This is a genomic window from Bacillus sp. CECT 9360 (assembly GCF_918741275.1).
Lineage (GTDB): Bacteria > Bacillota > Bacilli > Bacillales > DSM-1321 > Peribacillus.
The window spans coordinates 178,596-190,407 of record NZ_CAKKNA010000002.1; the positions used below are offsets into that span (position 1 = coordinate 178,596).

Sequence of the window (11,812 nt, forward strand, 5' to 3'; positions counted from 1 at the left end):
GAAGTATGAGATATATGACCGATATTTGAGATATATGCTCGATATTCGAAATATATGCCCGAAACAGAAAATATGCTCGAAATATAAGATATATGCCCGAAACTGATTTCACAACCAAATTCATCAAAAAAGGCAACAGTCCTCGACTGTTGCCTTCCTTAAAATTAAACTGGACGGATTCTGTATTCAGTTTCTTTGTCAAAGAAGTGAGCTTTATTCATGTCAATGGCGAGTTCAAGTGTTTCTCCTGGACTTACGGATCCGCGTGCGTCAACGCGGGCGATGAATTCTTGTCCGCCTATGGAAGAGTAGAGCATGAATTCGGCGCCCATCAACTCAGCTACTTCAATATGGGCATCAATCAGGGTATTGGAAGAAGATTCAAGGAATACTGGTTCGTCATGGAAATCTTCCGGACGGATTCCAAGGATTACTTCTTTACCGACGTAGCCTTGGTCGCGCAGGACTTTCATTTTTCCTTCAGGCACGGCAATGGACTGTGCGCCGATTTTTAGAGTACCATTCTCAAGTGTACCATTTAGGAAATTCATTGCAGGCGAACCGATAAAGCCGCCGACGAAAACATTTTCAGGCTTTTCATATACATCCTTAGGCGCACCGACTTGCTGAATGATGCCGTCCTTCATGACTACAAGGCGGGTTGCCATCGTCATCGCTTCAGTCTGGTCATGTGTAACATAGACGGTTGTCGTATCTAGACGCTTATGGAGCTTCGCGATTTCAGCACGCATTTGCACACGTAGTTTAGCATCGAGGTTTGATAAAGGCTCATCCATTAAGAACACTTTTGCGTCACGTACGATGGCACGACCTAATGCGACACGCTGGCGCTGACCGCCGGAAAGGGCCTTTGGCTTACGATCAAGATATGTTTCAAGACCTAGGATTTTAGCTGCGTCGTTGACGCGGCGCTTGATTTCCTCTTTTGGCATTTTCCTAAGCTTCAAACCAAACGCCATGTTGTCATAAACCGACATATGCGGATATAGGGCATAGTTTTGGAATACCATCGCGATGTCGCGATCCTTCGGTGGAACATCATTCACACGCTTGCCATCAATGTAGAAATCTCCCTCAGAAATTTCTTCAAGCCCAGCAATCATCCGCAATGTAGTCGATTTTCCGCAACCGGAAGGACCTACGAAAACGATAAACTCTTTATCTTCAATTTTAAGATTAAAATCTTCAACTGCGGTTACTTTGTTATCGTATGATTTATAGATATGATCCAAAACTAACTCTGCCATTTCTGAACCCCTCCATCAAAATATCATTTCTATTTCCTTATGAAAATAGTTTATAAGATAAGTCGATAGAAAGGTATGTACACGCTGCACAAAAATGAAAGGGCTTTATTGTGCAGCGTGCTGCACCTCACTTGTCAGATAGACTTTTCTGTCCGCATAAGGTGGCAAAACGTTTAATCCCACGCCGGCGAATTGTCTTTACTGAGCAGGATAATCAGGTAGGCCGTCAGGGCGTGGTTGAAGGTACGTATGTCCAGCCCGGTTTTTTCGATAAACTTATCAATCCGGTATTGCAGGCTGTTTCGGTGGATATATAATTGTTTGGCAGCCTGGCTTGCATTTGAGTTGCACTCAATATACATCTTTACTGAAGCGATTAACTCCTCATCCTGTTTGGTGTCCTGGAGCAATTGCCGGATAAACCAATCTGTTTCGTTTTCTTTGATTCCGGCTATGACTGCATAGGGAAATACAGCAGGCAGATTGGCCGCCTTTATATCGGGCAGATACTGTTTGGCTGTCATAAAAAGCTTGTGTTCCATCCGTAAATGACTGGGCAGCTCTTTATCAACAGGATGAAGGGCGCCAACATAAGCTCTTATTTTTACGTAAAAGTCGCTTTCAAGCATATTAAGAGCGGCTGAAAAATCACTTCTATCCTGATTTGGATCACGGTCACCCTCAATTAGAATCCCTGTCAAGTCGCTTTCCCAAATAATAAGCGCCCCATCAGTCATGAATGCTAAAAGTGCTTCTCCAAAATCCGCATGGGAAAAATCATTGACCGAAATCGTAAAATGGGTATATATAACGCTATTCCAGCTGGTGAGCGGAATTAGATTGTTGTTTTTATATAAAAAATCGTGCCATTGTTTTTTTTGTATCGTTGTATTCCGATTAAAAGCCTCATCTTGACTCAGTGGAAAAAGAAGCTGGAGCAAGTCGGTTTCTTCAGTGGAAATGTCTGATTTTGGTATGCCAAGCTTGTGCCCGTTTTCATCTTGAAACCAAGCGTAGTTGTCGGGTTGGCTACATGAGCGGTCACTATCAATGGCCTGGGGAAATTTCAATTTTAAATTTTTTAGCATCGTCGTTCCCCCTTACTAATATTTTTGCCCATCTTGTAAAGATCCTCATATATACTGTAACATTCCATTTAAGAGGTTGAAAGTCAGAGAGTGGGAAAGGAGTGAGAAGATGGATTCCTTACTAGTCCAACTGATTATTTTAACCGCCGTTATTCATATCGTCGATACGCTTTCCTATTCAGTGAGGCTGAATTCCGTGAAAAGCGGCAAATTTTCGTTGTCGCTTTCGTTATTTAACAGCTTTGTATTGTTATCCCGGACGGCGAATATGTTACAGGCGCCCTTAATCGGCAGTCTGGTCGGACTGCATATAGCAAGGAATGAGGATCCGATAACGGAAATCAGTTGGGTGCTGCTCGCTGCTACGACCGGTACTTTACTTGGCATTCTTCTCATCCCTACTTTTCTGAAAATTTTCGCTGCGGCTGTCAACAAATTGGAGGTAAAGGGTTCGGTCCCTTCGATCTTGTGGAAGCATTGAGTATCCATAATATAAAGCGGATTGTAAAAAGTACGAAAAGATGTTCTCAACATTAATATATAAAAGAATTCCGAAGCGCTTGCTGATATTGAATATGCTTATAACTGCGATTTATACCGTCGGGGTTCTATCTGCAATATATTCGTCATTTTTTTGTGAGCCCGGAAAAACAGCTTGCTTCCGCCGCCTCTTCAGGCATGATAAACGGAGTGCGACCATATTATTGACACTTTTAGTCTACCCGCAATCAGCCCTCATCACGGATCAGGCGCTAAGAGGGAAACGACCGTATGGAGATGTTAAGGCACTGGTTGTCATGATGATCGCTTCCAAATTGGTGGGTACTATACTGGGATAGGCTCTTATCTACCCGGCCGCCAAAATCATTGCGGCATTTTATCAATAAAAAAACAAGGCCCTGAGCAAATTGACTCAGGACCTTGCTTATTCACTGGGGAGGCGCTTCGTCCGTTAATTCGTGTGCTTCCTCGATGTTTTGTCTGCCATTTTTAGTTTGGTAAACATTTCCTCCAGCCATTCCCTCATTGATAATCCGGTCGACATCTAAGTAAACGGAATCTTTGCCTTCATATAAACGGTCCTTTAGAAACTTATCTTTTTCCTTCATAATAAATCAGCCTCCTTGCTTCTATTGTAAACAAAGAGGATATGTTTTCATTCAAGCATTTATTTCATTCATATACGTGAAATAGCATCAGTTCATGAATCATGCTTTTCACGCTTGCTTCGTCCTCTGATGGAGGCTGTGCCCCGGCCCACTCGATTTCCCCGTTTTTATGGTAGATGCCCTGAAAGGACTGTTGTTTAAAATAAAACGATATCCGCCATCCGGGCAGTTTTTTATCTTCGAATAATGGTTTCCATTGAAAGTGTGTGATCACATTAAAACCCCCATTTCTCTCTATACATACAGTATAAAGGAAATGGGGCGTCTCATGTAAATGAAAAATATCAATCATAGTGGGGAGTTTAAAGCCAGTTCGATAAATAGGTTTTTCAAGTTGCTTCTTCTTTGTATCTCAATTTCCTCTTCATCAAATTGCATCGGCTTGGAGTTGACTTCAAATAAATAAAGCATGCCGGATTCATCTTCGCCCAAATCGATGGAAAACTCGCCGAAAAAGCCAAAAGCATCCCTTAAAACCTTTCCACACCTTTCAGCAATTTTCATTAATCGCTCATCTAACTCATCGGTTCGTACTTTTTCATACGGATAAAGCATGCCGCCTTTTGGAATATGTGTGGTAATTTCCTGGGTTTGTGACATTCTGACTGCTTTGCCGCTCAATTGATAGCTCCCGTTTTCATAGTGTACAAGAACCCGGTAATCATAGCGATGACCATCTATTTTCTTAGGACTGATCGCTTTTTGGATAATGTAGGTGTTGGAATCGAATTTTTTTGATTCTTGTTCCCAAAAGTGGGAAAAGCTATTGAATTGCTTCTGTTTGGAGGGAGTTAATACTTCCAACGTTTCATCCTGTTTGAGAGTAAGGATGGAGATGCCGCTTCCGCGATTTCCGGTGACCGGCTTCACATAGATTTTTCGATGCGTCTTTAGAAATGCAAATAGAGCAGTACTCGAAGAAAACAATCTCGTATCCGGCAAAAGCTTTTTTAAAAAATCATCCTCTTTAAACAACTCGAATATTTCATATTTATGGAGGAACCGTGGATTGAAGAGAGGAATGTTATATCGCTTCAGTATATTCTTCGTCTGGCGGAATTTCCGAGAGACTTCATGGCTCCGGAAGGGAATCCGGTTGTACACGACGTCTGGGGCTGGTACTGAAACCTTTATCCATTGTGTAAGCTCCGACGAAAAGATAAATCCATAGAATTCCTCATTCCTTACATCCTCAGGGGTAAATACATAGGAAAAGATTCCATGCTTTGCAAGGTATAGATGCAGATCCTGGAACAGCGGAAGATTTCCGCCAATCCCGACATCGTTTTTATCGGCACGGCTTGTAAGAATGCCAACCGCTATTCCTTTTGATTTCTCGAATGTTCTAATGGAAAAAGAGTGCCCCGTTTCTGACTGGTGTTCTCTGTGGTAGTTAATTTCAGTCCGGTTGCCTCCCATGTATAGCTGTTGCTTTTTTGATCTGTGATACCAACTCTTAGATGGACTGTGATAATAAATCTTCATTCAATTTTTCCCGCCTGAGCTATGAATGGATTGCTCCGTCAAGAAAGCGGCATATTCCAAGCAAAGCTGCCTGGTCAGTATTTCAAACTCCCTCAGCTTAGGATGGGAAAAAATAGACCTTCCTGGCTTTGAATTGGCTTCGAACATCCATACACGCCCTTGTTTATCGACTCCCAAATCAAAGCCAATCTCGGCGATAACCCCATCCATTGTTTTTTCGATACTATTACTTAAGGTCAGTGCAGCCGTGGAAAGCTTCTGTTGCATAATTAAAGCGAGATTTTTATCTTCGAAAAGCTCATCCAGCGTTTTAACGGATCCGCCGCTTTTCACGTGGGTTGTCACGCTTCCTTCGCCGGCGATTTTCGCGGCAATGGCTGTTACCTGCCACTCGCCATTATGATTTTTGTTTGTATGGACCCTGAAATCAATTGGTCGCTTATTCGTTCTTATGAGTGGGATTCCTTGCTGGATAATCAGATTGTGAAGCTTCTTCTTCCGGAAGATGTGATGGAACATCGCTTCCAGGGAAGGGAATTTGGTGAGCTTATTTATCTTTTTTTCGTCCTTGTACCTGCAATAATAAATATGTTCATTTTTATCATAAAGGATCTGATGGATCCCAAGCCCGAGACTGCCGTGAATTGGTTTGATATAAACCTGCCGGAACTTAGATAGCAATGTTTCGATGGCTGATAACGATTGAAAGGGGTATGTCTCGGGAAGGTAGGGAATCGCGTCTTCGTCCTCGGTTAAACGCTCGTGAATGTCCCATTTATTAAAGAATCCTGGATTATACCATGGAATTTCGTATTCCTCCTGAAATTTCCGCTTCACTTCTTTAGGTCCCGTACTGTTTTCGGTTTTCCGGTTCGGAAGCCGGTCATAGATGACATTTGGGAAAGGAAAATCACGGACTTCCCAGTGATTTCCCCTGTAGACATACCCTCTGATTGTTTCTGACTCCCAATCTATTTGATGCTCGCCGAATAGAAATGGAATGCAGCTTGTCGCTTTATTAAGTGATAACAGCCTTGAGAAAAAGCCAGACCGTTCACCGACAGGTTTGTGCAAAATAGAGGTGATTCCCGAGGTGAATATCCCGACGAGCGGTCCGATGTGAATGCTATCTTTATAGATAAACAGATGCAACGGGAGCTTGTTTTCATGAAATGACAGCGATTCGGCAAGCGATTTTGAAATAATGGCTGTTTGTTCGCCTGAAGGATTTTCTTTAACGGAAGCACTGATTGAACGATGCCCATACCAAATTTTCTTCATATGCCCCAATGAACCAAGCTTAGATGGATAATAAAAACTGTCTCCTTTTAGCTCGGCAATTTCGACACGATAGGTTTTTTTCATTTATACACCTGCTTTCGACAATTCTTCCGCAAGGCAGCGGACATATAAAATAGGAGCTTTGTATAGTTCAGGCATTTTTTCAGGATGCAGCAGTTCAATGATCTTTCTCCCGGGCTTTGAATTAATATCAAGTAGCCAGACGTTCCCTTTCTTATCGATCCCTAAGTCGACTCCAATCTCGAAAAGCCGATTAAACCTCGCTTCCAATTCCCGAGGCAATAGATTGACAATGTCTTGGATGGACTTGCTTATCTGAGGCTGAAGATCGGCCGGGAAAGCCTGTAACAGAGTTTCAAAAGAAAAAGCGCGCGCTCCGGATGCAAGATTCGCAGTGATGCAATGCTTGCGCCCTACCCTGACTCCACGGCCGCGTTCTACCCAATTGTTTTCGCTGTCTTTTTGAAGCAGGATGCGTACGTCGAATGGTTCATCTTCATTGTTGGAAAGCTCAAGATATGGCTGGATCACATAAGGGCATTCCTCAAGCAGGTACGTCAGCCACCTGTTTAAGGTAGTCTTATTATCGAAAAAGCGGGCATAGCCTTCTTCCTTTTTCGTCATCCGGACGACCCATCCGCCATCTTTGACTGAAAGGAGATAAATTCCAATCCCTCTGGAGCCGAACTCAGGCTTCAACATGATTTTGCCGTGATCGTTCAATTCCTTCCATATATCTTCTGTTGCATACACCTTCTTAAGGGGTGGGAGAAAACGGCTCAGGCTTGCGATTTTGGAAAAAGATTGATGTACTTCTGATTTCCCGGGAAGGCCGAAGCCTAGGAACATTGAATGATTTTGCAGCCAATTAATCTTGTAGCGGACTTTTTCGGATTGCCTAGCCAACCCATGAAAACTTCGATCATAAATAAAATTCGGTATTGGAAAGTGCGAGGCAGTCCATTTGTTGTTTTTATAATCGTATGCTTCACCGGTGATGGTTTCTGATTGTGTGTTTACTTTGTCCGGGCAAAACATATAGATCGCAACATTTTCCTTATCCGCAGCGAGGGCAATTTCAGTGAAATAGGTTTCCTCACTGCGTAAGCGGGAAGCCATAATTCCTAATGAAAGCATCAAAATTCTCCTTTCCGGTCCATGTAGTCAGGACCTTAATGCATTTCTCTCCCTGTAAAGAGAGTCCATATATTCCACGATCGATTTCACAGAAGGCCGAAATTTTTCATAGCTGCCTTGAAAAGCTTTTGATGGCTTGGAGTTTAATTCAATAATCCATGGATGCTTTTCTATATCGAGTGCAATATCGATTCCGAGCTCACCGAACAAGTCTGTACGCTTTCCAGACAAATATACGGCTGTTCGCAAGGCTAGACTGCCTATTTCTTTATATAAACGCCTGGCTTCCCGTTCATCAAATAACGCTCTTAAAAACTCCATACCATTTTGCATTTCTCCGCCACGGGATAGGTTGGACACGATATGCCCGGCATCACCGATTCTCGCGACAAGGGAAGTTATCTTCCACAACTTCTTTTGGGTTTTATTCAACAGTATTCGAAAATCCACTTTTTTATGGTCAAATTCCAGTAAGGAGATTCCTTTTTGAACAATATATGATCGGTGTTTTATATTTTTTTTTAGTACTCTGAATAGCTCTTCAACGGTGGTAAATAAATAGGTATCTTTAACATCGGAGGAATGCTCTAATACCCAGCCTTCTAAGGTGCTTGTAAGTTTGCATATATTTCTTCCCTGGCTTCCGAAAGAGGGTTTGATATATACAACGCGATGTTTTTCGATGAAGTCTGCAAATTCCTCTTCTGTATCAAAGGGAATCGTATCTGGCAGAAAATGAATAAGCTCTTCATATTCAACGAGGATCTCATGTACTTCTTGCTTGGAAAGGAAGCCGCCATTAAATATCGGAATATCCTGTGCATCGAGAGCGGAGAGATAGTTCTGGAAAGCAATCGATTTCTCTTTTGCCCTGGAATGGATTCTGTTATAGACAACATCGGGAACCGGAAGAGAACATAATTCCCAACGGCTACCTGTATACCAAAAGCCTTGTATATAGCCTACAAATTCTGCTGTCTGAAATGTATGAATATATAAAGGAAATCCCTTTTCTTCGCAAAATGACCTCAATTCCTGTAAAAAAATCTCCAGTTTGCCAAAGGTTCCCGTCTCATTATCGAAGGGCTGATCGGTCAATACAGATAAGAACGGACCGATTCTTAGTTCGTTTTTTTCCTGATCAAAGCTCATTTGAACTGGAAATTGAAGGGCAGGCAGTGCGAGGTGATGAATACTGTGCCTGGAAATTACAAGTGTTGGCTTTTTTGCAGGGATTGGTCGGACAAATAGTTGGATTTGATTGGCTCCCACTATCAAAACGATCTGTTCATTTTTTTTAAGGTTCCATCTGTTCAGCAGCGATTGTTCGATTTGAACAATGTCATCATGTCCTTCACCATTTATCACTGCTTTGTCATACAATACTTTCATTGTCATTCCCCGTTTATAATCAGATGGGCAGAAGCGGATAGGATATCTTATGTCTGATTGTAATGGAATGTGTCATGGCTATAGCAGCATACAGTAAAAGAAGAAATGAGAAATCCACTGTGTAAAGTGACATTCTCTATTTCGTTTTGTTATAGTGGAAAGGGAATTCGAAAAGAGTTTAGGAGGAATATGATGAGCGCAAATCTATACGATTCAGCATACGACATGGAAAGAGCAATTCGCGGCAGCAAAGAATATACAGAATTGAAAAATCAATATGATCAAGTGAACGCCGATCCATCTGCAAGGAGCATGTTTGAAAACTTTCGGCAAATCCAAATGACGCTTCAGGAAAAGCAAATGACCGGGCAGGAAATCACACCGGAAGAAGTCGAGCAGGCACAGAAAACGGTAGCTTTAGTGCAACAGCACCCGACCATCTCTAAATTGATGGAAGCGGAGCAAAGATTGAGTATGGTGATCGCGGAGCTTAACAAAATTATCATGAAGCCGCTTGAAGATTTGTACGGCTTGCCAGAACAAGAATAATAAACATATAAGGAAGCTGCCTTGGCAGATCTGGAAGTCTGAACTTTCGAACTGGATATAGGCAACTCACCTTAAAAGGCTCGCCAATCGGCGAGTTTTTTTGAAGATAAGAAAGTTTGAAATTTTCAACATGTATTGATGTCTAGCATAAGCAGCCATGCCCCGACGCACAGGACGTGCTAGTGCCGACGAAGACATAAGGACGTGGCGATTTTAGTCGGCCTCGAGGTCATAAGTCACCCCTCTCCGGACTTCCACAGGATGTGGTGGCGTCAGCGTTCGTCACAGGACGTGACGGATTTTAGCTGAGGGTCCTTACTTGGCCCTCCTACGATGGTGCGCCTTATGCTTGTCGGACTTGCCCAGGATGGGCTGGCGTCGACGTAAGACATAACGATGTGGCAGGTATTAGTCGACGTTCATTACTTGCAGGGCGCTTGCGCTTTTCTTATTATTAGAAGCTATAATCTTAAAGCTGTTCTACCGAAACTGAATGATTCATAAAGATGAAATAGAACAATCAGATGGGAGAGATCAGCATGGTATACCGGTTGCTTGCGATAAACATTAACGGAACTTTGCTTCAATCAAACGGCCGTTTGCATAAATCGACGAAAGAAGCGATCGAATATGTGCATCAAAAGGGTGTGCACGTCGCTCTTGTTACTTCGAAAAGCTTTTATTCAGCAAAAAAGGTAGCCAAGGCTTTGAGAATAAAACCGATGATAGTGGCTCATCAAGGCGCCTTTGTTGGTTCGACTGTGGAGGAGCCGGTTTTCGTGAAAAGAATCTCGGAAAAGCTGACCATGGAGATTGTCCAGTTGCTGGAACAGGTTAATTGCCAAATTCAGCTTACACATGAAAAATATATACTCGGAAATAGAGTCAACCTTCCCGAAAACTTACTTGGCAAAGCAGTTATGTATATGAATGAACAAAATATCTATTCCCAGCAATATGTTGACTTGCTTAGTGAAGAACTGAAAAAACAACCGACAGCACCCCCGAAAATCGATGTCATCTTTAATAACCGTAAAGAAAGGGAAGATATTTTCAAGCTGATCATTGACATGTACCCTGAGGTCTACGCTTTGCGAAACGCGGGAAATGGACTTTCGATTGTTACAAAGGGAGTTTCCAAATGGAACGGCGTTCTTCATCTGGCTGATCATCTGAAAATGAAAAACAGTGAAATTGTGGCGATTGGTGATGGCCTGGATGATATGGAAATGATTAAGGAATGCGGGCTTGGAGTAGCGATGGGCAATGCACCGTTTGAAGTAAAAAAAGCAGCTCAATGGGTAACCCGGACCAATGATGAGAGTGGTGTCGCCTATATGCTGAAGGAATTTTTCCGTAAGCAGCATCCGATCGAGTTTCTGGAAAAAATGAATATTCTCAAATGAAATTTTCTTATGCCTTTTTTCGGATAGGGCATTTTATTATGCGTTTCGTTATCATAGTTTAACCTTACATTCCACAAACTAATAGCATCAAAAGTGAAAGGAATGGAAACGATGGAGTTAATTGATCCGAAGCATGTAAAAGCAGGGGACGAAGTATATGTCATCTATAACAATCCGCATACACCGACTGTTTCTAATATCAGGCCGGCAGAGATTGTTCCTCATCCGAAAGACCCGAATGCCGTGGCCTTATTTTTAAATGAAACCTTTCATGTAATTGAAGATGATGACGCGTTCTTTTCATCGGAAGCTGCCGCTCAAGAGGCGTTTCAGGAAATGTATCAGAATGAGGAAGAATGAAAAAAACAGGCGCAAAAAACTGCACCTCCAATTGTTAGTTGTGTCTAACAATTGGGGTGCAGTTCAAAATGGCCTGTTTTTTTTTACTCATTTTTTCTTGCTGATTAGACGATCCATCGCATGTATCTGCCCAAGGTGGTACGCTTCATGATAAGCGGACATGTTGCCAATTTCACCGTACGTCTGTGATCCTAAAAATGGCTCTTCTAATTCCTTCTTAAAACTTTCAACGGGAATTTGCTTAAGGCGGCTCAGCTGTTCAGTTAGCTGTTCGGTAAGTTGACCGATGCCGGGCACTTCTCCTTGCCAGTCAGCCGGCTTCGTGCCATAAGCGAATAGGGCAGGATAATTTTCCGGCAACTGGCTTGATTTTTCAGGGAACCCAAACATAAATTGTTCGGTCACAGTGAGTACATGGCCGATATGCCAGTGAATGGTGTTATTGAATCCTTCCGGCTGGATATCAATAAGCTCGGGATTCAATGCAGCTACCTCTTTCAGAAGATTGTTCCTTGTTAGTTCAAACTGTTTAATTAATAGTTCACTCATCTTTTTATCCCCTTCCAATTGACTATTGATTGTTTTTCGTTTAACTTTGCAAGCATAACAATAATAGTTTTCTATGTAAATTTTTAATCTCCTGTATGATGTAACAA

General features: G+C 42.3%; 14 protein-coding genes. 5 read left to right on the forward strand and 9 right to left on the reverse strand.

Annotation, left to right across the window (positions count from 1 at the left end; genetic code table 11):
* Positions 1-164 precede the first annotated feature (164 nt).
* A complete protein-coding gene (ugpC, locus tag LQ216_RS02840) occupies positions 165-1,268 on the reverse strand; it encodes a sn-glycerol-3-phosphate ABC transporter ATP-binding protein UgpC (protein WP_230126606.1) in 1,104 nt (367 codons plus the stop codon).
* A gap of 173 nt (positions 1,269-1,441) precedes the next feature.
* Positions 1,442-2,356 (reverse strand): helix-turn-helix domain-containing protein, encoded by a 915-nt coding sequence (locus LQ216_RS02845; RefSeq protein WP_230126607.1) that lies wholly within the window; start codon positions 2,354-2,356, stop codon positions 1,442-1,444.
* A gap of 109 nt (positions 2,357-2,465) precedes the next feature.
* Between LQ216_RS02845 and LQ216_RS20280 the strand changes: the two genes are divergently transcribed.
* Together LQ216_RS20280 and LQ216_RS20285 are read left to right on the forward strand one after the other, a co-directional pair.
* Entirely contained in the window at positions 2,466-2,837 is a 372-nt protein-coding gene (locus LQ216_RS20280; protein ID WP_253073861.1) for a DUF2837 family protein, read from the forward strand.
* A gap of 94 nt (positions 2,838-2,931) precedes the next feature.
* Positions 2,932-3,195 carry a DUF2837 family protein gene (locus LQ216_RS20285; protein ID WP_253073863.1) on the forward strand — a complete coding sequence of 88 codons (264 nt, stop codon included), beginning with the start codon at positions 2,932-2,934 and terminating at the stop codon, positions 3,193-3,195.
* A 90-nt stretch (positions 3,196-3,285) separates the two neighbouring features.
* On the opposite strand, the gene LQ216_RS02855 is transcribed toward LQ216_RS20285, so the two are convergent.
* From LQ216_RS02855 to LQ216_RS02880, 6 genes are all read right to left on the reverse strand, one after another.
* Positions 3,286-3,465 carry a hypothetical protein gene (locus LQ216_RS02855; protein ID WP_230126608.1) on the reverse strand — a complete coding sequence of 60 codons (180 nt, stop codon included), beginning with the start codon at positions 3,463-3,465 and terminating at the stop codon, positions 3,286-3,288.
* A gap of 64 nt (positions 3,466-3,529) precedes the next feature.
* Positions 3,530-3,739 (reverse strand): YheE family protein, encoded by a 210-nt coding sequence (locus LQ216_RS02860; RefSeq protein ID WP_230126609.1) that lies wholly within the window; start codon positions 3,737-3,739, stop codon positions 3,530-3,532.
* A gap of 74 nt (positions 3,740-3,813) precedes the next feature.
* A complete protein-coding gene (locus LQ216_RS02865) occupies positions 3,814-5,010 on the reverse strand; it encodes a YheC/YheD family protein (RefSeq protein ID WP_230126610.1) in 1,197 nt (398 codons plus the stop codon).
* Entirely contained in the window at positions 5,011-6,375 is a 1,365-nt protein-coding gene (locus LQ216_RS02870) for a YheC/YheD family protein (RefSeq protein WP_230126611.1), read from the reverse strand. It abuts the gene before it with no gap.
* Positions 6,376-7,449 (reverse strand): YheC/YheD family protein, encoded by a 1,074-nt coding sequence (locus LQ216_RS02875; RefSeq protein ID WP_230126612.1) that lies wholly within the window; start codon positions 7,447-7,449, stop codon positions 6,376-6,378.
* A 27-nt stretch (positions 7,450-7,476) separates the two neighbouring features.
* Entirely contained in the window at positions 7,477-8,841 is a 1,365-nt protein-coding gene (locus tag LQ216_RS02880; RefSeq protein ID WP_230126613.1) for a YheC/YheD family protein, read from the reverse strand.
* A 192-nt stretch (positions 8,842-9,033) separates the two neighbouring features.
* Between LQ216_RS02880 and LQ216_RS02885 the strand changes: the two genes are divergently transcribed.
* The 3 genes from LQ216_RS02885 (at position 9,034) to LQ216_RS02895 (ending at position 11,156) form a co-directional block, all read left to right on the forward strand.
* Positions 9,034-9,390: a YlbF family regulator gene (locus LQ216_RS02885; protein WP_230126614.1), complete on the forward strand. Its 357-nt coding sequence runs from the start codon at positions 9,034-9,036 to the stop codon at positions 9,388-9,390.
* Positions 9,391-9,929: 539 nt separating this feature from the next.
* A complete protein-coding gene (locus LQ216_RS02890) occupies positions 9,930-10,796 on the forward strand; it encodes a Cof-type HAD-IIB family hydrolase (RefSeq protein ID WP_230126615.1) in 867 nt (288 codons plus the stop codon).
* Between the two features lie 111 nt (positions 10,797-10,907).
* The gene (locus LQ216_RS02895; protein ID WP_230126616.1) at positions 10,908-11,156 is read left to right on the forward strand and encodes a transcriptional regulator SplA domain-containing protein; all 249 of its coding nucleotides are present in this window, start codon (positions 10,908-10,910) and stop codon (positions 11,154-11,156) included.
* An 87-nt stretch (positions 11,157-11,243) separates the two neighbouring features.
* Here the strand turns inward: LQ216_RS02895 and LQ216_RS02900 are convergent, their stop codons facing one another.
* Positions 11,244-11,705, reverse strand: coding sequence for a DinB family protein (locus LQ216_RS02900; RefSeq protein WP_230126617.1), 462 nt, complete (start codon positions 11,703-11,705; stop codon positions 11,244-11,246).
* Positions 11,706-11,812 lie beyond the last annotated feature (107 nt).